The 23,844-nt window shown below is 48.9% G+C and carries 17 protein-coding genes, 1 tRNA gene and 3 pseudogenes; 7 read left to right on the forward strand and 14 right to left on the reverse strand.

Going from position 1 to position 23,844, the window contains the following annotated elements:
* Positions 1–233 precede the first annotated feature (233 nt).
* The 3 genes and pseudogenes from CMR03_RS04695 (at position 234) to CMR03_RS25460 (ending at position 2,681) form a co-directional block, all read left to right on the forward strand.
* The gene (locus tag CMR03_RS04695; RefSeq protein ID WP_096010926.1) at positions 234–1,166 is read left to right on the forward strand and encodes a formate/nitrite transporter family protein; all 933 of its coding nucleotides are present in this window, start codon (positions 234–236) and stop codon (positions 1,164–1,166) included.
* 73 nt (positions 1,167–1,239) lie between these two features.
* A tRNA-Arg gene (locus CMR03_RS04700) sits at positions 1,240–1,314 on the forward strand.
* Between the two features lie 177 nt (positions 1,315–1,491).
* Positions 1,492–2,681: pseudogene (locus CMR03_RS25460) on the forward strand (tyrosine-type recombinase/integrase).
* Positions 2,682–2,889: 208 nt separating this feature from the next.
* On the opposite strand, the pseudogene CMR03_RS04710 reads toward CMR03_RS25460, so the two are convergent.
* From CMR03_RS04710 to CMR03_RS04735, 4 genes and pseudogenes are all read right to left on the reverse strand, one after another.
* Positions 2,890–3,785 (reverse strand): annotated as a pseudogene (locus CMR03_RS04710) (IS3 family transposase); the annotation flags it as partial.
* 265 nt (positions 3,786–4,050) lie between these two features.
* Entirely contained in the window at positions 4,051–4,938 is an 888-nt protein-coding gene (locus CMR03_RS04720; protein WP_128604138.1) for an aldose epimerase family protein, read from the reverse strand.
* Between the two features lie 85 nt (positions 4,939–5,023).
* Entirely contained in the window at positions 5,024–6,028 is a 1,005-nt protein-coding gene (locus tag CMR03_RS04730; protein ID WP_096010929.1) for a LacI family DNA-binding transcriptional regulator, read from the reverse strand.
* 33 nt (positions 6,029–6,061) lie between these two features.
* Positions 6,062–6,973, reverse strand: a complete 912-nt coding sequence (locus CMR03_RS04735; RefSeq protein WP_063881222.1) for an ROK family protein — start codon at positions 6,971–6,973, stop codon at positions 6,062–6,064.
* Positions 6,974–7,209: 236 nt separating this feature from the next.
* On the opposite strand from CMR03_RS04735, the gene CMR03_RS04740 reads away from it, so the two are divergent.
* The 4 genes and pseudogenes from CMR03_RS04740 to CMR03_RS04755 form a co-directional block, all read left to right on the forward strand.
* Positions 7,210–10,326, forward strand: a complete 3,117-nt coding sequence (locus CMR03_RS04740) for an alpha-mannosidase (RefSeq protein ID WP_063880398.1) — start codon at positions 7,210–7,212, stop codon at positions 10,324–10,326.
* Between the two features lie 106 nt (positions 10,327–10,432).
* Positions 10,433–11,977, forward strand: coding sequence for an MFS transporter (locus CMR03_RS04745; protein WP_063880399.1), 1,545 nt, complete (start codon positions 10,433–10,435; stop codon positions 11,975–11,977).
* 33 nt (positions 11,978–12,010) lie between these two features.
* The gene (locus CMR03_RS04750; protein ID WP_371871993.1) at positions 12,011–12,472 is read left to right on the forward strand and encodes a DUF4942 domain-containing protein; all 462 of its coding nucleotides are present in this window, start codon (positions 12,011–12,013) and stop codon (positions 12,470–12,472) included.
* A 421-nt stretch (positions 12,473–12,893) separates the two neighbouring features.
* Positions 12,894–13,158, forward strand: a pseudogene (locus tag CMR03_RS04755) (Arm DNA-binding domain-containing protein); the annotation flags it as partial.
* A 285-nt stretch (positions 13,159–13,443) separates the two neighbouring features.
* Here CMR03_RS04755 and CMR03_RS04760 read toward each other — a convergent pair.
* The 10 genes from CMR03_RS04760 to CMR03_RS04810 form a co-directional block, all read right to left on the reverse strand.
* Complete coding sequence (locus CMR03_RS04760; protein WP_096010930.1) at positions 13,444–13,716, reverse strand: hypothetical protein; 273 nt, start codon at positions 13,714–13,716, stop codon at positions 13,444–13,446.
* Entirely contained in the window at positions 13,713–14,657 is a 945-nt protein-coding gene (locus CMR03_RS04765; protein ID WP_096010931.1) for a hypothetical protein, read from the reverse strand. The genes CMR03_RS04760 and CMR03_RS04765 overlap by 4 nt, the downstream gene beginning before the upstream one ends.
* Before the next feature lie 788 nt (positions 14,658–15,445).
* Positions 15,446–16,831, reverse strand: coding sequence for a VasL domain-containing protein (locus CMR03_RS04770; RefSeq protein ID WP_096010932.1), 1,386 nt, complete (start codon positions 16,829–16,831; stop codon positions 15,446–15,448).
* Between the two features lie 603 nt (positions 16,832–17,434).
* Positions 17,435–17,890 (reverse strand): type VI secretion system baseplate subunit TssE, encoded by a 456-nt coding sequence (gene tssE / locus CMR03_RS04775; protein WP_063880403.1) that lies wholly within the window; start codon positions 17,888–17,890, stop codon positions 17,435–17,437.
* Positions 17,890–18,432: a type VI secretion system lipoprotein TssJ gene (gene tssJ, locus CMR03_RS04780; RefSeq protein ID WP_063880404.1), complete on the reverse strand. Its 543-nt coding sequence runs from the start codon at positions 18,430–18,432 to the stop codon at positions 17,890–17,892. Before tssJ ends, tssE begins: the two co-directional genes overlap by 1 nt.
* Positions 18,410–19,495, reverse strand: coding sequence for a type VI secretion system baseplate subunit TssG (gene tssG, locus CMR03_RS04785; RefSeq protein ID WP_096010933.1), 1,086 nt, complete (start codon positions 19,493–19,495; stop codon positions 18,410–18,412). The genes tssJ and tssG overlap by 23 nt, the downstream gene beginning before the upstream one ends.
* On the reverse strand, positions 19,459–21,213 hold the full coding sequence (gene tssF, locus CMR03_RS04790) for a type VI secretion system baseplate subunit TssF (RefSeq protein ID WP_096010934.1): 1,755 nt from the start codon (positions 21,211–21,213) through the stop codon (positions 19,459–19,461). Before tssF ends, tssG begins: the two co-directional genes overlap by 37 nt.
* 414 nt (positions 21,214–21,627) lie before the next feature.
* A complete protein-coding gene (locus CMR03_RS04800; RefSeq protein WP_096010935.1) occupies positions 21,628–22,056 on the reverse strand; it encodes a DUF1240 domain-containing protein in 429 nt (142 codons plus the stop codon).
* A gap of 107 nt (positions 22,057–22,163) precedes the next feature.
* The gene (locus CMR03_RS04805; RefSeq protein ID WP_244181335.1) at positions 22,164–22,589 is read right to left on the reverse strand and encodes a hypothetical protein; all 426 of its coding nucleotides are present in this window, start codon (positions 22,587–22,589) and stop codon (positions 22,164–22,166) included.
* A complete protein-coding gene (locus tag CMR03_RS04810) occupies positions 22,590–23,843 on the reverse strand; it encodes a PAAR domain-containing protein (RefSeq protein ID WP_244181337.1) in 1,254 nt (417 codons plus the stop codon).
* Between the last annotated feature and the right edge of the window lies 1 nt (position 23,844).

Here is a 23,844-nt window from a genome sequence, read left to right on the forward strand (position 1 = left end):
ATCGCGCCAGCCAAATAAGGCGGAAATGATAGCACAATGTTGCAATCTGCCGAAGACCGCGCGCCTCCCGCTTTTCAGGCAGTTGTAGACATTCGTGCTTTACGCGTGGCGCAACGGTCAAAAAGCGCGCTCCATTAAAATGTTGTAACTTTTGTTAGCAATTGCAGAAACACTTTCACGCACCAAAAAACGTCTACGCTTATAACGCATTTGCACTGTTACCAGGAGAAAACATGAAGCCTTCATCAAGCATGAATCAGGGCAAAAATGATGTTGATAGCGAAGAAAAGGACGAAGGCAAAGAGGATATCGAGGTAAATGAAGATGCCCTTCCCTCACGCGCTGCCGCTATCCACGAAGAGATTCGTCAGGATGGGGAGAAAGAGCTGGAGCGTGACGGCATGGCCCTGCTGTGGTCAGCTATTGCGGCCGGTTTGTCGATGGGCGCATCGCTCATGGCAAAAGGTATTTTTCAGGTTCATCTGGACGGCGTACCCGGTGCCTTTTTACTGGAAAACCTGGGCTACACCTTTGGCTTTGTGATTGTCATTATGGCCCGTCAGCAGCTTTTTACTGAAAACACCGTAACAGCCGTACTGCCGATAATGCACAAACCGACGATGGGCAATGTCGGATTACTGCTGCGCCTGTGGGGCATTGTGTTGTTGGGGAATCTCATCGGCACGGCATTCGCGGCGCTGGCGTTTAACGAGATGCCCATCTTTGATGAGGCCACACGACAAGCCTTTACCGATATCAGCATGAAAGTGATGGAACACACGCCGGGTGAGATGTTTGCCAATGCGGTGATTTCAGGCTGGATTATCGCCACGATGGTCTGGATGTTCCCCTTTGCAGGGGGCGCCAAACTCTTTGTGATTGTGATGATGACCTGGCTGGTCGCGCTGGGCGATCTGGCGCATATCGTGGTGGGTTCTGTTGAGGTGTTTTACCTGGTATTTGACGGCAGCGTACCCTGGACCGATTTTATCTGGCCCTTCGCTATCCCGACATTGCTGGGTAACCTTACCGGTGGCACGCTGATTTTCGCCCTGATTAGTCATGCACAGATCCGTAATGATATGGGCGAAGCTGCACAGGCCAAAGCGAAAGCCGAACGGCGAAAAGCAGAGAAAAAACGTCAGCAGCAACAAGAAGAACGCTAAATTGCTGACAGAATGAGCAAACGCGCGGCAGTGTAGTGAATCCTGCCGCATAACTGCGTTATACTGCGCTGGCGTCTCCTTAGTTAAACGGATATAACGAGCCCCTCCTAAGGGCTAGTTGCAGGTTCGATTCCTGCAGGGGACACCATATACACTTCTCCTGACATCTACCGAATTCAATAAAACCCATTTATAATCAGCGACAAACCCTCTATTCTGGCTATGCGACGTCAACTGATGTCTACCCATTTTAACGCGAATCAATAAACGCTTGGGGGCCTTAGTGGGGGGCTTATCCTGTTCAATGAAAATCGAGGCCCCCAAAATGCCCTTAAATGCGCGTCAGGTCGAGACTGCAAAACCCAGTGACAAAGCCTATAACCTCACTGATGGTGGAGGGTATATCTCATGGTCAATACTAACGGTTCAAAGTACTGGCGCATGAAGTATCGATTTGCCGGGAGAGAGAAAAAGCTCTCATTCGGAACCTAACCGGATATTTCACTTGCGGAAGCTCGCACTAAACGAGATGAGGCAAGAAAGGTATTGGCGAATGATAAGGATCCCGGAGAGGTCAAAAAAGCCGCGCAGTTAGCCAAAAAGCTCTCGGTTACCAACACATTTGAAGCAATTGCTCTCGAATGGTACAACGCAAAAGTATCTGGCTGGTCGAAGAGTTATGCTGATTACGTCAATCGAGCTTTTAAAAATAATGTCTTTCCCTATCTTGGCTCCCAGCCGGTAAATGAAATAAAGCCGCTAGAGCTTTTGTCTGTGTTGCAACGAATAGAAAAGCGGGGAGCGTCTGAGCTCACAAGCAAAGTACGCCAGCGTTGTAGTGAGGTTTTTCGCTACGCGATTGTGACAGGTCGTGCCGAATACAACCCAGCAGCTGATCTTGGTAGCGCTTTACAAGGCCATGAGAAACAGCACTATCCCTTTCTTACCGCCGCAGAGCTGCCTGAGTTTTTGCAAAAGCTATAAAGTTACTCTGGAAGTCTTATTACCCTTCTCGCAACCCGATTGCTCTTGCTGACAGGATTGAGAACTGTAGAATTACGTCTGGCTGAATGGCATGAAATAGACTTCGATAATCGTATCTGGGAAATCCCCAAAACCAGAATGAAAATGAAACGTCCTCACATTGTCCCATTATCGGCTCAATCCTTGAACGCTCTTCGTCAATTGGGAGAGTTAACAGGAAACTATCAGCTCATTTTTGCGGGGCGAAATGATGTGAACAAACCGATGAGTGAGGCTAGCATTAATATGGTTCTTAAAAGGATTGGTTATGATAAGAGAGCAACCGGCCACGGTTTTCGCCACACAATAAGTACCATTTTGCATGAACAGGGTTTTAATACTGCATGGATCGAGACGCAACTCGCTCATGTGGATAAGAACAGTATTCGTGGCACATACAACCATGCACAGTATTTGGAAAATCGTCGCGAGATGATGCAGTGGTACGCTGATTTTATTGATGAACCAGAAGGTACAAATACAGCAGTATAAAAGCTCAGCCCGTTTGTTTTTTTAATAAATTAATCAAAATTTCGTATAATTTGCTCAACCATATCAACGATCATGATGGACTGATCTTACGCCAGTAGACAATTTATGTCCTCGCAACGAGGTCTGTCGAAACACCTTTGTAGTGGCGCTAACCAACTCTTCTAGGTGGCACCAGGTGGCCACAGGCAGCTTTTACGAAGTGTAGTGGTCAACAAAAACTGGCCACTGCGTTAGAGTTTTTCCAGTATCGATTTTCCGATTCGTTTGGTGGTAACCCACCATTATATTCATGCGGCCTGAGTGCGCTGTAATATCCAACGATATAGTCCGTTATTGCGTGAGCTGCGTCGCTGAAGCTTACATAACCCGTCACTGGCACCCATTCGTTCTTCAGACTCCGGAAGCGCTCCATTGGGCTATTATCCCAGCAGTTTCCACGCCGACTCATACTCTGTTTGATCCGGTATCGCCACAGTAACTGCTGGAACTGCCTGCTTGTATAATGGCTGCCCTGATCGCTGTGGAACATCACTCCGACGGGCTTGCCGCGCGTTTCCCATGTCATTTCCAGCGCTTTCATGGTGAGTCTGCTGTCCGGTGAGAACGACATTGCCCGGCCTACTGGTTTCCTTGCGAACAGGTCGAGAACAACGGCGAGGTACGCACAGCGCTTACCTGTCCAGATACAGGTCACATCACCGCACCACACCTGGTTTGGTTCTGTTACGGCGAACTGCCGCTCAAGATGATTCGGGATAGCAATGTGCTCATGACCACCACGTTTATACCGGTGAGTCGGCTGCTGGCAACTGACCAGCCCCAGCTCTTTCATGAGCCTGCCAGCGAGCCAGCGCCCCATCTGGTAGCCTCTCTGGGTTGCCATTGTGGCGATGCTTCTTGCCCCGGCCGAACCGTGGCTGATGCCATGCAGCTCAAGTACCTGACTGCGTAATACAGCCCGTCTGGCGTTTCAGGACGGTTTTTCCAGTATTTGTAACTGCTGCGATGAACCCCGAACACATGGCAGAGAGTGACCACAGGATACTGCGCTCTGAGTTTCCCGATTAACGAAAACTGTTCAGGGAGTCTGACATCAAGAGCGCGTTCGCTGGATCTTTGCTTTATTGTTAACAAACCCATCGCCGAAGTCCTTTTACAACTACAGGAACAACAGGTTGTTGTGACAGAAGGACCAGTGAGCAGAACGGGGGCGACAGGTAACATTGTGTCTGTTTATATCCGCGACCCAGATTTAAATCTTATTGAGCTATCAGTTTATGAGTAAAAGAGGCGGCAGTGTTACTAAACATTGTGCGTATGGCATGCTCGTTATGCTAATAACTGTTCTGCAAACGGCCCTGACCGAAGCCTAAAGTAATGTGCATGTTAATTGATACTGGATTGTGATGGCCTTGTTTGCTTTCAGCGAAAGCGCGGTTGAAAACCCCTGCTCACTAAGGGGATTATCCTGGATGGCTCCCGGCCCTGAATCCCAGGCTGAATGAACAGGCTCGATGCCCAGGCAATAATTACGACCATCCCAGGGGGCGTATTCACGGCCGCCGTTGCTGAACCATAGCAGACAATAGGGTAACCACTCGGTATCCCATTTTAACGTCACCTGCAAACCGAGTCGGGGCCATTCCATTCCCACCTGATGGACAGGGGGTAATAGCTGCACAATTTCTTCGGTCTTAACAGGCAAGGGTAAACGCGTTAAATCCCATGACTCACCGTTACTGAGCGGTGCCGCCTTTATAGAGGAGAATGGCTGCAATGGCATCAGTTGGCTCACTCCCGCTTCGGGAGGGTGGGGATAACTAAGCGCAGGAATACCATCCAGGTCCAGCAGATGCAGCGGCCCCCAGTCCCCCCCGAACGGGAAAATGGGATGTAATCCAACGGGTAACGCACAGTCTTCACGAGCTTCAATTCGCAAGGAAAAAGATACCTGTCCGTCATCACCCAGGACAATAGTTCTTTCCAGCTCGCGCAGCGGATACGACTCCGGGTAGCTGTAGCCCATAGTTGCCTGGCTTTTCCTCAGCGATCGCCAGTGCCATAAACTGTTGGCAGGCATTCCATGTGGGTATTCTGGTTGAAAATACTTTCCATCTTCACCGTGCCCGAATGGAACACCTACCCATTCTCCCCCCAGCTGCCGCATCAACGGAGGCTGTCCGGCACAACTGTCCAGATTATCCAGCCAGTGAGCACGATAAAAGATCGGTTGTCGGGAGCCATTGCCTCTTGTCATAAAGAGCTGCTGACATGCTCCTCCCTGCAGAGTCAGGAGCATGTGGAGCAGGCCATCTGGGCTGTTTAATTCGGTCGTCAAAGCTTCAGTTTTCATTGTGTTTCTCAGCTGAAGAGTCAGTACTGGCGCGAATACACAGACGCACATCAACTAACCGCTGCTGTGGTGCATTGTGTTCCGAAAGTAGCGCCACGCCTTCCCGACCCAGCGCTTTACGATCAACCCGAATCGTGCTTAGCGACGGCTCATTCAGACCGGCCCCATCAATACCGTCAAAGCCGATGATGGCGATATCCTCAGGCACACGCAAGCCCATTCGCTGGCTCACCCGCAGAGCGATGAGCGCTGCGGCATCGTTATAGGCAAACAGCGCATCGGGCGGCTTTGGTAACGTCAGCAGGCTTTGCATGGCCGCTTCCAGACTTTGTTCCGGTGGTAAGTGGCCCGGTGCAATAGCTTCATAATCAGGAGGCATCAGTAAACCCGCTTCATAAAGGGCATGTCTGTAACCCCGTTCCCTCTGCTGGATGCTGTAATGTGCCAGGCTGCTGGCCAAAAAAGCAATGCGCTGGCGACCCAGGTCGATGAGATGATGAGTGGCCAGATAGCCGCCTCGCTGGTTATCTGGATTGACTGAGTTCAAATCCGGCGAAAATAAATCCACAAGTGCCACAGGCAACTGTAATTTTTGTAGAGAGGCCAAAAGCTCCTGCTCCATATAGCCAACGACCAGCAGCCCGTCGGGATTGTGCTGACGCACCCGTTTTTCTACGGGATCCATTGGGCCCAGTGCCAGAAAGCTCAGCGCAATATCATTCTCACGGCATACCGCTTCCACTTCCATCAACAGCGGGGTATAGAACAACAACGAGAGCGGGACATTATGCTGTTGGTGAAGAATAAACAGGATCCGCTGAATTTTATTGCCTTGCAGGCGAGTAAAATCATAGCCCAGATCGCGGGCGGTCTGAATGACATGTTGCCGCGGTTTATCACCGATACCCGGCTGGCCGTTTAACGCGCGCGACACAGCCCCGACCGAAAATCCAGATGCACTGGCAATGTCCCGGATCCTGACGGATTTACTCATGGCGGCATGCTCCTTAATGATTGTTACTCAATTTCATAATGCATTTCCCCCCAGCCACGCGGCCCCTCTGACGCCACTGCTGTCGCCGTGTCGGGCAGTGACAACGGGCGTGTTAGCATAGCGTCCGAACGTATACTGACTCATACAATCGGCTAAATTGGAATGCAGCGGGCTGACATTGGACAAACCTCCGCCCAGCACGATGATATCAGGGTCAAGGATATTCACAATCATTGCCAGTACGCGCGAAAGCTGATCGCGAAAGCGTTCAACCCATTGAATGCTATGAGGTGTTGGATGCAAGGAATAATCGTGGAAAAACTGCTCACCGTTCATAGATTCACCAAATTCACTGCGGAGCTGCCGGGTTATCCCCGTGCCGGAGACGAAAGATTCCAGACAATTCCATTGTCCACAATAGCAGCGGTGTGGCGCGCCATCTCGTTCCTGCTGATAGCCCGGCAGTGCCACATGGCCCCATTCGCCACTGTTGCCATTTTTTCCTTGCTGTAACTGCTGTCCAATCACAATGCCGCCGCCGCATCCAGTGCCAAGAATGACGCCCGCGACGCAATGGTGTCCGGCTCCGGCTCCGTCCATGGCTTCGGACAACGCAAAGCAGTTGGCATCATTGGTGAGCGTGATCGGCCGCTGTAAACGCTGAACAAGCAGTTGTTGCACGGGGTGCTGATTAAGACTGAGGATGTTTGAATTCTTCAGTAAGCCACTTTGCGGGTCCAGACTCCCCGGTAAACCAACGCCCAACGTACAAGGTTGTCCGACTTCCGCCTCTGCATCCCTTATCAGCAAAACCACTTGTTCTACCAGAGCCTCTGTTGACTGCGTGTGAGTCGCGGTTCGATGGCGATAAATGCTGGTGCCGCTCTTGTCTAATACCTGTACTTCAATTTTGGTACCGCCAATATCCATTCCCAAATGAAACATTATCTTCATCTTCTCTCCGGCAGAATCTCGTAAGAGTAACTCTAACCAGTATAAATTGATTAGTAAACAAAATGGCATCATTCATGCTGCCTGAGTACCGGTATTTTCTTTCCGTAGCCGAGTTTACGCAAAAATAAATCATTCATGGCATGGTTATTAGTGATTGCGGTCACGGACTGACTCTTTTTTTATGTGTAGTTTACTAAACATTGCTTTGTATATTATCGGGAGTCAGGATGTTTTTTACTGAAAAGAAACTTCAGCAACGTATTGATGAACTCTCTCAGTACCGGGGCCGGGACTGGCAGTCTCCTGCCGCGCTGTCGCTCTGTTACGATCGTGAGGGAGTCAACGGTGCGTTACCGCCGGGGGACAATGCCGATTGGCAGGCCTGTGGTCCGGAGACTCAGTGGCGTGAAAAAGATATTTATGCATGGCTGCGTATTGACTGGCACATGCCTGATAGCTGGCAGGATCGTCAGGTCATCGGACATTTTGACTTTAGTTTAGGTCGCGATCGCCGTGAATTTGAAGCGCTGCTGTTCATTGACGAGCAGCCCTGGTCAGGCGTGGATCAAAATCACCCTTGGGTAGTTTTGCCCAAAGAACGCGCAGGCAGCACTGTTCGCATGTACTGTCGGATTTGGTCCGGCATTCTCGAAGGTAAAATCCGTCAGCATTTTGAAGCATTTCACGTGGGCAATTCCATCCAGAACGTTCGATTCGGCTGGCGGGATGAGGCGTGTGACGATCTTTACTACACCGCTCTGTCCGCGTGGCAAAGCGTGATGGCGCTGGACGAAAACTCGGCCGACCGCGCCCACTTGCTGCATCAAACTGACCTCGCATTTAATATTATTGACTGGCGTAAACCCGGAGATGAGGCTTTCTACGAAAGCGTTCACCGGGCTGCTGACCAGCTACGGACGGCAATACTGTCTTCAGAGAAACATCATCCTGTAACCGTGCATGCCGTGGGACATACCCACATTGATGTCGCATTCTTGTGGCAGTTAAAGCACACACGTGAAAAATGCGCCCGATCGTTTTCCACTGCATTACGCCTGATGGAACGTTATCCGCAATACTGCTTTTTCCAGTCGCAGCCCCAGCTTTACGCCTGGCTGAAATCTGACTATCCCGTGCTCTACAACCAAATCCGGGAACGTATTGCTGAAGGACGTTGGGAAATCGACGGAGCAATGTGGCTGGAGGCTGACTGCAACATCCCGTCAGGGGAGTCGCTGGTGCGGCAGGTTCTCTACGGACGGCGTTTTATGCAACAGGAGTTTGGCGTCACGCCTCGCTGCCTGTGGCTCCCGGACGTATTTGGTTATTCCTGGGCCTTACCGCAGATCCTCAAAAAATCTGGCATCAGTTACTTCATGACAACCAAAATCAGCTGGAATGAATTCAATCAGCTCCCTCACGATACGTTCACCTGGCGAGGTATTGATGGTAGCGAAGTGCTGGCACACTTTGTCACGACGCCAGAGGAAGGCTTCCCCCGATATACTTATAACGGCATTGTGAATGCTAAATCTGTGCAGGGGCTATGGAACAATTATCGGGATAAAACACTTAATCAAACACTGATGCTGCCTTACGGTTATGGTGACGGCGGCGGTGGGCCGAATGAAGAGATGCTGGAGCTTCTGGAGCGCTTCAGCGCGCTACCTGGATTGCCTAAAGTTAAACACGGCGGTGCGCTTTCTTTCTTTGATGGTTTAGCTCAATGTCAGAAGGAGAGCGGTGCATGGCAACATGTCTGGGATGGTGAGCTTTATTTCGAAAGTCACCGAGGGACTTACACCAGTCAGGCCCAGGTCAAACGAGCCAATCGGCGTGGGGAATTATCGCTCCGCCATCTGGAGTGGCTCAGCGTTGTTTCTGCTCTGCACCAAAAAGGCTGGCAGGATTATCCTGAGCAGCCATTGCGCGATGCCTGGACATTGCTGCTGCGAAATCAATTCCACGACATTATTCCCGGATCGTCGATTGCTGAAGTTTATCAGGATGCCGCTGAAGAATATCAACAGCTGGACGACACCATTACGCTGTTAACAGCCAGGGCTGCTGCACCTTTGTTGAATACAGCGGCCGCCGGAGTCACCCTGTTCAACAGCAGTGCATGGCCGCGCTATGCAGAACCTGTATTTTTGGCGGGGCAGACTGAAAGTGGATGGCTGGATACTGAAGGTCAACCTGTACCCAGTCAGCTTACCGATGGAGGATGCTGGCTGGCCCCATCAGTGTTGCATCCTCTTGAGGCGGTCAGTTTTCAAGCAACTGGCCATGCGGCGGTAGAGAGTGATAATCCTTTCCATTATCAGGAAGGACAACTGGATACCCCTCTGTACCGCATTAGCTGGAACACAAGCGGACAACTGACCCGAATATGGGATCGCCAACAACAGCGCGACGTACTGGCTGAGCCGGGTAACATTTTTACCGTTTATGAAGATAAACCTCTGAAGTACGACGCCTGGGATATTGAAATATTCCACGTCCAAAAATCACGCATGATCACCGAGTTGACAGCCGTATCGCTCACGACTTCCGGACCACTTTTAGCGGAAGTGTCATTCCAGTGGCAGGATGGAGAGAGTCAGATCCGTCAGTGCATGAGGGTATACCGGAACTCTCCTCGCATTGATTTCGTCACCGATGTTGACTGGTTTGCGACAAATCAACTGCTGAAAGTCCGCTTCCCGGTGGCGATAAGAGCTACCGAAGCGACCTATGACATTCAGTTCGGAAATGTGCGTCGTTCCACAACCTGGAACACCAGCTGGGACTACGCCCGCTTTGAAAGTGTGGTTCACCAGTGGGCGGATTTGTCAGAGTCAAATTATGGTGTCAGCTTCCTGAATGACAGCAAATACGGCCAGGCTATCAAAGATAACGCCATGCAATTGACGCTGATTAAATCGGCGATAAGTCCGGACCCACAGGCGGACCAGGGGAAACACCATTTTACCTATGCGCTGCTCCCTCATGCAGGTGACTGGCGACAGGCTTGTGTTGCCCATCAGGCCTGGTTCCTGAATGAAACACCGTCGGTGATGTCAGGCATATTAGCGCAGCCGCTGGTTTATCCAGTCAGGTTCAGCCATCCATGTATACAGCTGGACGCCATAAAACAGGCTGAAGATGAACCTGCATTGCTCGTCAGGCTGCATGAGTTCACCGGTGGACGTCAACAGGTGACATTACACAGTGACTACCCGCTCAGCCGATGGGTTGAGTGTGATTTGATGGAACAACCTGAACACGTTCACGCAGGTTCAGAGCCTGTTTCATTGTCTTTTTTACCTTATGAGATCAAAACACTAAAACTTTATTTTTCCTGATGGACGGTGCCTGCGCCCCGGATTTTATTCAGCAACTGAGATGCACCTTTGTTAACAAAGGTGCAAGGAACTCTTTTATCTAAAAAGCAGACTGCAAGGTGAAGGTATGACAGTGAAAAACAGAAAAGTCACCCTACCGGTAGCATTTGGTTTTGGTTTGACTGATATTATTGGCGGCGGGGCATTTACTATTATTGGTGCCTGGCTGCTCTATTTTTATACCACTTTCGTTGGGCTTTCGCCCCTGGAAGCGGCGTCAATTATGGCGATTGCCCGTATTATTGATGCAGTGATCAGCCTGTTTATGGGCAGTATTACCGACAACTTCTATAAGAATCGCCTGGGAGCACGCTTTGGCCGTCGGCGATTTTTCTTATTAATTGGCGCACCACTGATGCTCAGCTACAGCCTGTTGTGGGTAACAGGCATGAACTATTTCTTCTATTTAATGGTTTATCTGGCATTCGAAATTGTCGTTGCCGTCGTGATGATCCCCTGGGAAACACTGCCCTCTGAGATGAGCACGGATTATAAAGAGCGTACCCGCCTTTCGACCTGCCGTATGTTCCTGTCAGCCTTAGGGACATTCCTGGCAACGTTTATTCCAGGCATTCTGATACGTCATTTCGGTGAAGATAATCCACAGGCCTATTTCTATAACGGATTGTTTTTTGCTGCCGTGTTCGTGTTATGTGTCCTGGCATCCTGGGCTGCCAGTTGGGAACGACCTTTGACACCGGAAATGATCCAGGAGCTGGAAAATAAGCGTAAACCACAGCAGCGGCAGTCCATCTGGCGTGTTCTTGTAAACGTCAGCCATGATTATATCTCGACCCTGAAAGTAAGAGCTTTCCGCAAACATCTGGCTATTTATCTGCTGTCATTTACCGGCAAAGATGTTTTCAACACCGTTCTTGTTTTCTTCTGCGTCTATTGTTTAATGGTTCCGGCTTCGCTGGCAGCGGGCTTACTTTCGCTCAGTATTATCGGTTTACCCGTCACGCTCATTGCTGGGTTTGCGTTTGTACGCTTTGGGCCACGCGTACTCTTCAGCACGTCATATCTCACCATGCTGGTATGCTTAGCAGCACTGCTGGTTATTTATCTTATCGATCCTGCTTCTAAAATAGCATGGCTATATGGCATTGCTGCCTTATATCAGGTGGGCCGTTGCCTGCTTGAATTTACTCCCTGGAATGTGTTCCCGTTTATTCCTGATGTGGACGAACTGATTTGTCGCAAACGCCGCGAAGGGCTGTTCGCCGCAGTGATGACGTTTTCGCGTAAAACGACGGTGGCAATAGCGACCTTATTTATCGGCTTAGGTTTGCAATGGGGCGGATTTGAAAAAGGTGCCACCACCCAGTCCGCGCATGCAGTACTGACTATTGCCGTCATGTTGTTTGTGGGGACAGGGGGATTACTGCTGCTGGCACTGGCTATTGCTCAGACCCTGAAACTGGATAAACGCAATCACGGTATCTTGGTTGCTGAGGTTGAGCGTTTAAAAAGCGGTGGTGACAGAACTGCCGTTACGCAGGAAACTCGTGAAGTGGTTGAGGATTTAACCGGATATCATTACGAGGATTTATGGCCTGTTTCAAAACAAAACTCGTCGAAGTCATTTGAATCGGCACCACAAACACTTTAACAAAAAGTCAATTGGGTATTACTGTTCAATATCGTGACCAGCAATACCTTACTGTGCTTTCTGTACCTGAATCAGCGCAAAGCAGAGGTTTTTGAGCGTGGGATCATTAACGTGTTTAAAGGGCTGAGCTGGAACTATAAGAGCAACAGCCCGTGTAAGTTTGGGGAGAAGGTAATCGTTGACGGGCTGGTTCAGTATGACCGCTGGGGATTTCATTTTCGACATGGCCGACGGCGGGAGCAACTGTCAGATTTAGACCGCATGCTGAATTTGCTGGACGGTAAGCCCGTCCCTGAGAATCGCAACGATCTGGCCGTCAGGCTGGATGCGCATATCAGTAGACAGCACGCATCCGTTTTCGAAGACACGTATGTTGAGATACGCTACTTCCAGAAGGGAACCGGGCACATCATTTTCAAGCGTCCCGATTTGGTTGAAGAGATGAATGACATCATCGCCAGACATTATCCAGGGGCGTTGCCCACTAAACAGTAAGGAGCCAAATTATGGTATCATTTTCAAACACGGATGGTGCTCACTACGATTCCGTAAAAAAGCCAGAGCATCGTCTCATCAAAAAGCATCCAGATGGACGTAAAAATTCCCGTTCAACCGTTAAATTTTGATGTTATGCATAAAGGGGGCCTTAATGGGGGCTCATTAATGAATCGAATGAAACAAACTTCATTATTATCAATAAATTAAAAAAATAAATTCGAAGTCTGCAGGGGACACCAGATGTTAGCCTCATAACGTACCTTAACGCCTACTCACTCCATTATAATCAATAAGTTAACTCATTTTCGTATGCTACCTACGTCTTCATTAGTCTCGCAAAATTCACAGCGCCATGTTGGTACAATTGTTGGTATGTTTGGTTCGATAATGCAAATACCCTCAGCCGAGGATTTTTACTATGCCGCTCAATGAGTTAAAGGTAAGGAATGGGAATGGGAAGGCTGCTGCGAAGCCCGTCAAAATAACAGACGGTAATGGTATGCAACTTTTGATTACCCCAAACGGTTCCAAATACTGGCGTTTTCAGTATCGCTTTGGTAGCAAACAAAAGATTCTTGCACTGGGTGTGTATCCTGAAGTCACGTTATCGGAATCCAGAAGGCAGACAACTCGTTGTAAACCGTGTCGTTCCAGGCGAAAAACGTAAAGCCGATAAGGTCGAAATTAAAGTGATGCTTACACCTTGACTGCTCCCTTCTCATATATGCACTCTTACATCTCTGAAATGGTAAAAAAGCTCTACTTATAGATAGCTAAAGCAGATTATATGAATTTAACAAGCAAGATAAAAATTCAATTTTAAAATGAAAATTTTTTATATTTTTTCTAAAAGAAATTTAAAAACTGTTACTTACTTAACTTAACCACCTTCCAATTAAAGCTTAACGTAATAAATTATCTACTTTTAAATCTCACTAAAAAGACGGGCCAGTGCTTTGTAAAGCAGATTATTTTTCCAATCGAAAAATCCGATCACCTCTCCCCCCAATTGCAATACATTCACCGCAGGATAAATCTATGTAATATTTTATTGGATTAGGCATGTTTTCCATCATCCACGGAAGCTCTTCAGAGAATTTCAAGTCTGAGGTTGAAACTACCCAAACAGATTTACCATCTAAAGATGATCTCTCAGCCTCATGAAAACGCTCGTCCCAACCATAACCAGTTTCCTTTGCATATTCTTTAGCAATTTCAATAGCTTTGCTTTCAGTTATCATTTCTGAACTCCATACCATACATTATACATTAACCCACCAACTACCACCGGACCTAAAAGAATGCCTGCAGCCTCATGCCGTAATAATGTATAAGTGATTTCATACGTATTTCCAAGAGGAAATTTAAACCCTTCAATGATATATTTCCTACTCATCCCCCTGGCTCTTAATAAGCCAATTGTTTCAGCAAGTGCCTCTTCCAGGTATCGCAGTATATATGATTTATTGTATGCGCTTTGTCTCATGAAAACTCTAAGTTCTCTTAATAAATAGAACTTAGGGGCAATCGCCATATGTACCTGCTCGTGGTAAAGAGTTGATAGCATCTGCAAATAAGCGTCATCTTTCGACATTGCACCAGGATAGTAGTTACGTCCAACTTCTACGTCCCCCCAAGGTTTTGTGCGTCCCTGAACGACGTCACTATTCTTTGTGATTTTTATCTTGGGGGTATAACGCCATCCTCCAGTGCGAGGCAGGTTCATTTTCCTACCGATGTCGCTGCTGTACCTAGGCATTTTTACTCCCCTGAAAGGAGTTTTAAATGTGTCACCAGGCTTCTTCTTTAAAAGAAGCGCAAGGACAGTATTAACCCCTATCAGAGTGATAGCATCGGCTAAGTCCTTAGCGGCAGCGTCAAGATCTCCTTCGCTACTAGCTGAGTTAGTCTTCGTCGCAAAATCAAACAACTTCTTAGCCGCTTCAAGCGCTACGCCTCCTACAGCCACCCAACCTACAATGAGAAGCACTAAATCAGCGATTTCACCAATCCCAAAAAAGTGCGCACCAGCCCAAACCACGATTACCCCCGCCATAGTGGCTAATGCTGAGGGGGTGACCATAGCAAGAAGCTGTTGACCTACGTCAGCCGGTAAAAGAGCTGCCGCTTTCGAGATGACTAATTGTAGCCTTGTCTGTATATCGCTAGGGATAACGTCCATGCTTCATCCTCGGCCAGTTCTAAATCACTTTAGAATAACCCTTCTTATACCCTGCCATCTAGTCATTTTCACTTTTGAGATTCAACTCTTTGCCTGGGAATAACAGAATCATTCTAATGTAAACCATCCTCCTTTCCCTAATTTAGGCAACTTAATATTAGTATTTTAACTTACATCAGCCTCCTAATTATTTTTCTCGCCATTAAATCTTAAAAAACCACTCCACTGCCATCGTAATTAAGATAGTGTATCGCTATTACCAAAGCCAATAGTTACCCCCCCATTAACTTTCACCAATAGCACCAATATAACCTGACCATCACGCCCAATAAGTCAGTTTAAAAAATGATTTAAAATTATTCTCATCAATCATTTTAGTCACCATACTGACACGAAAACGCAACACTAATTCTGAGCAATCCCGCACCAAAAAATAATTATCAAACGGAATTCATTGATTAAAATGCGGACAGGAAATATACCTTTAATGTTTACCCAGTTATCTTACTCACTTGAGCACACTATGTCTCACAGTCTAGAACGATATGTAGAGCAAAAACTGCCTGCAGATTTGTTAGAACACGCCGCAGCAAATCGAACCTCCATTCGTATAGAAAACCATGAAGGAAAAGGCTTGCCAGAATAAAAATGAAGCGTCCTCATGCTGTACCAGGATCGATCCAATCCTTGATCGCCCTTTGGAAACCGGAAGAACTAACCGGAAACGACCGCCTTATTTTTGCTGGACGATACGATGACTGAATCAACCCCGGCTTTTAGCGCTGTGTTTATTTTTCTGTCTGCTGTTTCAGTTCAGCATAATGGGCTGTCAGTTGTTTCAGATGCATTTCCAGTTGAGACCGGGCAGCAGCAGGTAATGGTTTTCCCGCAGGATGTTGTGACAGTGCCCGTAGTTGTTCTTCAGCCGGTATGGATTGATTAAAAAATTGCATCGTGGAAAAAACCACTGATTTCAGCTCACTGATCGTCATGTATTTTCCCTTTTGCTCATCCAGTCCGTTCAACCTGTCACTTAGTTTCTGTAGCGTCATCATTCCCTGATGCCAGCCATTCAGGCGTTCTGTCGGCAATGCGGCAGCATTGAGTTGTTGCTGCCATTGCTTTATCAGGGGTTTTGTCTGCTCCGGCCACAGTGCCCTGGCCTGTTCCAAAAGCTGTCGACTCAAGGCGATATTCCAGTCAGGAGGCAATTTATCCAGTCGGGCAAGTTGCTGCTGTGTTTGTGTTATCACTGTTTGTGATGAAAGCGATTGCTGACGCAACATATCCAGTTGTTCAGGCGTGAGCGTTGCGGGTAAAGGCGCCAGGGATGCTGCAAGCTGAGCCTGAAGCGGGTCAGGCCGGTGAAAATAATGCCAGCTCCACACTGCGACGATACTTATCACCAGCATGGTGCACATCCCGGCAGCGAAGGATGTTCGTTTTTTTACCGGAGCAGGTATTGCCGCCAAAACGTCCACATTCGCCTGATGTTCCGCCTGTGCGACGTACACCCACTTCACTGCGCTTTCTGGCGTATTCTCAGGCGAGCTACCCGCCAGGTCCCTCATGGAGGCTTCGGCATCATGCATCACGGTGGCCGGCAACACTATACCGGACTGAACCGTCGCCGTTGTACTGGTTGTCCCATCGCTGTTTTCCAACCGGACAGCGCAATTGTGCATCAAGGTACGCAGGGTATCGAGCTGACTGAGATGTTTTAGTTCCAGGCGCTTGAGCACTTCCCCGATACCGGTAAGCCGTTGCTCAGCCCGGTACAACTGGCTGAGGTCGCTGTAATTGATCGGGAGCGAACGCATCCGTTGCTGCAAACGCTGACTCAGACTGCTGAGGATTTCCATGCGGGCATGGACGGGCTGCGGCCACAGCGTCCCCCATTGATGACTTATCAGGGCGTCGAGTATCGCAAGTCCTTCATTAAGACCGACCAGCCCGGCCAGTTGCGTTCGGGCCAGCGTGTACCAGGCTGCCGTCTGCAGTTCCACACCGTTCTGCTCAAACAGTGAGAGACAGCGTTTTTCGACATATCGCCAGTTCACATCCGGGCGCGCGGGATGTGTGAGCTTACTCAGTTCATCGCGCAGAGCGGCGTAATCCGCTAACGTGCGCGGGTCGCCACCGGTTTTGATTTTACGAGGGGGGATGTCATGCATGACCAGTTGTCCATTTGACGTAAAAGGAGCTGTGGAGGGTTATTGCTTATGCGGCTTTGCTTTCTGCATATTCGAGACGCTGTAGATACTGAAGTGCCACCGGGTCAGCGATGTATTAAATCAACATATAGCTGAAAAAGTTTCTACCCGGTTCCGGGGCGAAAGTGATGCTTAACAGGCTCTCTTCGTGATGTGAAACCTTAAAATTTAACGTCCAATGCATACCGGGATTCATCGTCATTTAAGACCTGCCTTATCAACCAAGGGCCCTGTAAAAGACCATACACAATGAAAAAAATCATAGCGTCACCATAAAACCTTAGACCCGCACCAGCGTCCAACCAGAGAGCGAGTGCTCCCTTTTATTGTCCACCAAAGCGCAATCCTGTTATCAAACTCAATGAGGTCGTTTTCACTCTCAATGAGCTGAAAAAATCGTTCATCCCGCCACAGACGCAAGCAGTAGTAATGAGTCAGTAAAAAGAGTCTCATCATCAACACGCAATCGACTGAAAAAAAATTAAAAATCAACACTAACGGCGGCGTCAGCGCAGCGAAATAACGCCAGCTCGCCAGATGAAACTGGCAGGATGTGATCTCGCCTTAGAGAAGGGTTCTCGTGTCGAGATACTGCTGTTGCTTAAGATGGCGTAACAGAACCCGACCTTCAGGCATAAACTCAGTGCCATAGCGGACCAGGCCAACGCCTTTGAGTTCTGCGTCAATGGCATAGCGCAACTCACCGGGGACGTTCTGCTCCAGCAGGATTACCGCTATCCTTTTCAGTCGGGGCTCATATTTGAGCAGGACGGCGGACAATGCCCCCATCAGCTCATGGGCCGTTCCCGGCATGCCTTGCAGGATTCTGGTCATATCCGGCAGACCATAATCCGGCAGGTGTGCCAGGGTTCCCGCACGGCAGTTAAGGATACGCTGCATGTTATCCAGTACAGAGAGGATGACCTGATTTTCTTCACTGACCTGATTGAGAGCAAGGCCACCGGTAAAATGGCCGGTGAGCATTTCATACAGCGAAGGCGTGTGATGTTCCCGTGGCATTAGTCATCCTTGAGCGGTTGCAGCATCAGATAGTTATTACCGGCTTCCAGAATACGCGGCTTATCCGGATCGAGGTCTTCGCGCTGAATCACCAGCTTCCAGGTATTCTTAACCCTGTCCGGATGACGGAACAGTCCCGCCACCGCCACAAACTGCGCACCGGCTTCCATTGGCATGTTAAGGCTCGCATCTCCGCCCGGCTTCACCACCACATCCCGGCGGGCAAGCAGGTCGGCTTTCAGAATGGTGTCACCTTCCTGGAGCAATTGCTGGTAGAGCGTTTTGTCGAAGGTTTTGCGGTCTTTCAACTGGTAAATCCGTATCACAACAGGTACAGACAACGAGTTGCTCTCGCGGGCGTCGGTATTCAGCGCCTCACGTGCTGTGAAATCAAGGTGCAGCACCTTGATCTTTTTGTAAAAAACAGCGTTAAACGCCGATTGGGTACTATCGGCAACCCCCTGGGTTATTCCGCAGCCCGCCAGACTGAATGCCATCAGAGGCATCAACCAGAGCGTTTTAGTCAAACTTGTACGTAACACGTCGGTTTCCTTGTTGTGGTTTCGCAGGCTCCAGCCCGGTGTAGTAACCCAGTTCGGTCGTAAAGGTCGCAGGGATATCCGCCGGAAGCTCATCGCCCTCTGCGCCCAGCACACCGTTCATGCCGAGCCAGAAAGGGTCTTCGCCCAGCAGTGGCACGGCCAGCAACCGGACAGACGTGGTCAGGGTAATGCGTGCTTTGAAGCGCCATCCCAGGTACACCCGCAGCATGACCAGAAAATCCTGATACAGCAGACCATCCGGTTTCCAGCCCTGCGCCTCCTGTTCATTATTCGTCGCGAGCGCAACCAGCAGTTGGCTGCCCGTATCCATCGCTTCGTCACCCAGTGGCGTATTGCCGTCCAGCAGAAAATCGGCATCACCATAGAAGCCCAGTGGCCGAGTGACCTCCACGGGTCGAAGGCAGTACGGGCTGACCTTCACGGTGGTATCCGGGGCCAGTAGAGTGACCAGCGCCTGCATCCCCTCTTGAGTTTTGCCCGGCTGTCGCAGTACACCCAGCAGCGCCAGAAAGCGCGATACCGGCGTGGCAATGTGGTTTGCTGTGCCGGGAATACCCAACCCCACAAGGCCCAGCAGTGACTGCGAGATGCTGTCGGTACCGCCGGGCTCAAAGGTGGCCGGGTAAGAGTACTTACGCCAGATGCGGTAAAACTGCGTCAGAATGCGATGGCTGAAGATATCCAGAAATCCCTGCAGCGCTTCGTGCCCTTCACTGCGCTGAGAGATGTCATCGAGATAGGCCGTCGGCAATGGTGAGTCAACCCCATACATCCCCATAAACGTGGCACGGATAACCGGTGGCTTGCTGTCATCGTCCTCATCATATTCAACGGTTTTCAGCTCACTGGCCGGAAACCCCATGCCCGGATGCGGCGCAAAACGTACCGGGTCATCCCCGGGGTGGCTGGTCGCGCCCATTAATGGCCTGTCCGGATTACGTTTCTCCAAAAGCTGACATAAACGGTAAAAGTTAATGCGGTGAAGGTCGGCCTCCAGCCTTGGGGTCAGCCGGGAATGCGGCGGTTGTGCTTCTCTTCCCATTCCAGGCGTTCTCCGGTCGGTTGCAAAATGATAATCAGGCGGTTAAAGAGATAGATGTCGGTATAGAGTGCAAAGAAGCGGCTCAGCATCTCGCCAAACAGGCAGATATCACCGCGCCCGGTAAAGCCGTGACTGTCCAGCGTCACGTCAATCTGCACACCACGAACCAGGTAGCCCTGCTCGAAGCGCTCTGTTTCACTGTGTTTCACGTTGAGGATGGCTTCCAGGCGACGACGGTTCATCTCGCTGTCCGTCCATTCATACAGCGCCAGGGTACCGCGCAGCACATCGGCATTATCCATCATCGACAGGAACCCGCTGCCGAGATGGCTCAGTACGCGCCAGTGAAAACGGTCCCTTGCCGGGGGATAACAGGGTAGCGTCGGCGCACACAGGTTACGTACGGCAATGCTGGCCGAAGTGGTTTTCATCACCGTATCAAGCACGGTGCTTTGCAGCGCACGTCGCGGCAGTTGGCCGTTGGTGCCGGTGAGCGTCAACGACAGGCTTTCATCTTCCGGCACCGTATGGTTATCAAAGGCTTCTCCACCGAGGATAAGCCAGGTGTTATGTAACCCGGACGGACCGCGACGCACGCGGGTGTGGTAATAATATTCCGGCGCTTCGTGACGCATCATCCCGCCTTTGTGGCGGAAGCTCGAAAACGGTACGTAGGTATGCTGGCTCGATGAGATTACCGAATCCACTGCGTAAATCTCCGTATGTCCATCCTGCACGCGCATCGGGCGCAACATGTATTCGGTCTGCAGGGAGTTGAGCGTCAGCGGATCAGATTCCAGCGGGAACAGGTTAATCACCGGTACGCAATTCAGGCGCAGATGCTTTTCGGTAAAGCTGAAATCATGCTCCCAGCGTTCTGTCAGCACCACGTCGATCTCAAACCAGGGAAGTTCAGCCTGAAAGAGCACGCTATCCAGGCCGCACAGGGCAGTGAACATGAATTTCTCACGGAAGGTGAAATACTCGAGTAGCAACTGGTAACCACTGAAACTGCTGTCACCCTTCGGCCATAGCCCGTCATCATCACCAAACCCCAGTGCGGTGAAATAACCGTCGAGCGGTCTTCTGTCCCTATCACCCGGCATCCGCAGCCACAGACACGCCGTGTTCATGGTAAAGGCTTCATGCATGGCGCTGGCCAGCGGTGCGTCAGCGTTGAAGTAGAACGGAATCTGACTGAGATCGACACGGCTCCAGTCGGCAAGATGGCTACAGTTGAAACGCAGGTTGATGACCGAACGCCCGTCAGGATCAGTCGACAGGTGGACGTGCTCCAGCGACAACGGCTGAAGGGTTATTTGTTTGGTGGTGGTGTACCGGCAGCGCGTGCCCTTCACACCAATTGGTCGTGAGTTCACTTCGAAACCTTTGGCAATACGCATCTGCTCTTTCATTTCACGCCAGTCAGGGGTGAACTCCACCACCGACATCGACGGAATGGTGCGCAGATAATGCGGCCACAACAGGCTGACCAGCCCTTCGGTCAGTTCAGGCAAGTCGTCATCAAGCTTCTCACGCAGTCGGCCCATCAGGAAGGCAAAACCTTCGAACAGGCGTTCCACGTACGGGTCGCGCGCGCCCGCTTTATCGAGATTGAGCATTGCCGCCTGCTCGGGGTGAGCGCGGGCAAACTCTTCACCGGCTTCCAGCAGGTAGCGCATTTCAGCGTCATAGTAACGCAGGGTTAAGTCATCCATATTTATTCTGCTTAGTAAATTGCTGCGTGTTAAACACTTAAGCAGACTCCGGGAGTCTGGCTCGGGTATTCATACAGAAAAGAGAACCATCAATGCTGAGTACAAAGGGGCGGTTCTATGACATATTTTTTTGCCATACCAGGCATCCAATCCGAAGGGAGCCCCTGGCATTCTGTGTATCCTTTATGCATTAAAAATGTCGTATGTCTTTCTGAAAAGATGAATATTCACAGGACTGTTAGCTCCAAGATAATAAACGAGGTACTGAGTAATCTTTTACCTAATGTAACGATTATACCCCCGCAAAAATAACAGAAAAAAACCGCCAATAACGGTGAGAAAAAAAAGAAAAATGCGGTTAAAAAAACACCCCGTAAAATGCAATTACACGTAATTTAAGAGAATACATTGTTATTACTTATCACTTACGCTACACAAAGACGAATCACGGACATAACCAGTAGCCGCTCCAGGCATTAATCCTGATGGAATGCCACCGCACCTCAAATATCCTTTTTTTACCAGAATTGTTGGGTAAAAAACTGAATACATAACCCCAATAATTACTAAAGCAATACAGCCCCATTTTAAATATACCACATACGCATCCATCGTTTTGAATGCATATTCTTTACCTTTTAATAAAAGCAAAATGAAATATATAAATGGAAAGATCATTACCACAGGTAAAGCGATAAAAGAAACCGTCAACCACGAAAAAACGATGTTGTCACCAAACGAAAAATACTCATTAAACGTATCGTTCCCAAGGTAAACACAAAGACTCCACAACCCCAGTATGAGTAATATGGCTAAAACAGGCCGAACCTTTGTTTCAAACATCAATACAACCTCCGCTGGATACTCATTATGTCATTTCTGACTTATAGATATCTCCCTAAAAATCAGTAGGTAACATCACAACTCTTACGCTGCATTACTTTATTTTTTTACCGCCTACAATCAGCCAAATTTAAAGCATATTTTGTCGATAGCGCAGAAAAGGCCCCGAGATTTTTATTATGACATTCAACATACCCTTGACTCTTAATTTCATAAATGTAATAAGTACGAAACAGAACACCAGAAAAAACAGCTAAAACAAAGCCCCAGATTATTATCTTACTTAAAATAGTCGCTATCTTATGCTCAAAGCGTCTGCCAAGAAAAATCACCGGAAACCCACTAATAAACACAGGCCCAAGAATAATAGCTGAAAAAGATAAAATAACGCATCCAGTAGAGTACTCAAACGCATGTGGAAAAGACAAGTACTTAACAATAGAAATTACACCGACATAAGTAAATACAATTATCAAAAATGCAATAAGCATATTTAAAAAGAAAAGAACCACTCGTTCTTTCAACGAAAACATTTATTCCAAGCTCCTTAAACCAACATCACGGATAGCATTTCGGATATAGCGTTTAACTTCTGCCTCGATAACCCTTCGTCCCTTTTCAAGCATCCCATCAACATACATAGCCCCCAAATCCCATACTCCGCGCTCGATACCTCTGGCTCTGTCAACAAACTCCTGCTGTGCTGACTCTATATAAGCTACCAGTTTATCTGTAATGCCGTATTCTTTATCAATAGCATTTAGTATTATTGCTGTACCAACGCCAGCAAATACGACAACCGCTAAAGGTCCAAGAACAAAAGGTAAGAATGCATTCGCAGCATAGCCAACGCCCCAAACTACGGCTGACGAAAGACCAACTTTTACGACATCAGTAGCAAGTGTCCCCATAAACTCCGCGAGGGAGGTTTCATCATTAAGAATGAAATCGACTGTATCAACAGCGGATACATAAATTAACCCGACAATAGTTCCGTTTATAACAGTCTTTGCAAGCCCATATTTACCAATTGCCATTTCAATAATTTTTGGGTGCTTCAAAGAGAAAACTGGAGCATTGAGTGCTTTTCTGATTCCCGGATAGCCAGTAAGCTTTATGAGCTCAGTTCCTCTATGGTTAATAAATACGGTGCCTTTAATCCCCATTGCACCCAACTGGCTTACAATTTTTGAGGCACTAACCACATCATTAATATTTGTCCAGTAGGTCTTTACGATACTGCCGGGAGTGCTCGTCGTAATAGAAGTCCATGTATGCTTTACAAAATCCCATGACGTTATAATTTCGAGACATTCTGGCAAAGTAAGGATCATGCAATCCTGTCTGTTAACTTCCAGCATAGTCCGAAGTTTATCATCGGGCAGATAGTGAGTATTTATCAGAACAGGATAATCAGGCACAAATCCTGTCGGCTTTTGCTCGCCGGTCAGATAACCTGGCAGCTCAGGAGATGCCTGCGTAGGAGCCGCTGTAAAGCCGGCTGCCAATTTTCCAGCGGAAGCTCCACTGTTCTTCTCGTACGTATCATTCATCATCGACGGAATGAACTTCGCCTTACAGGGGCAGGTGCTGTAGCTGTCGAGGGTTCCGGCCATTCGCCGGTCATGAATGGTATCGTTGTCAATGCCACCGGCTATCCTGAAAAGCCCGGCATGCTTCCCGCAGGTCACCCTGTCCTGCTCCCGGGCAACAGGTTTATCAAACAGAGTGTGATCATCTGCGCCCGTGGTGATTTTCCCGCCGCAGGTCGTCTTGTCCCCCTGCACC

The sequence above is a fragment of the Pantoea allii genome (assembly GCF_002307475.1).
Lineage (GTDB): Bacteria > Pseudomonadota > Gammaproteobacteria > Enterobacterales > Enterobacteriaceae > Pantoea > Pantoea allii.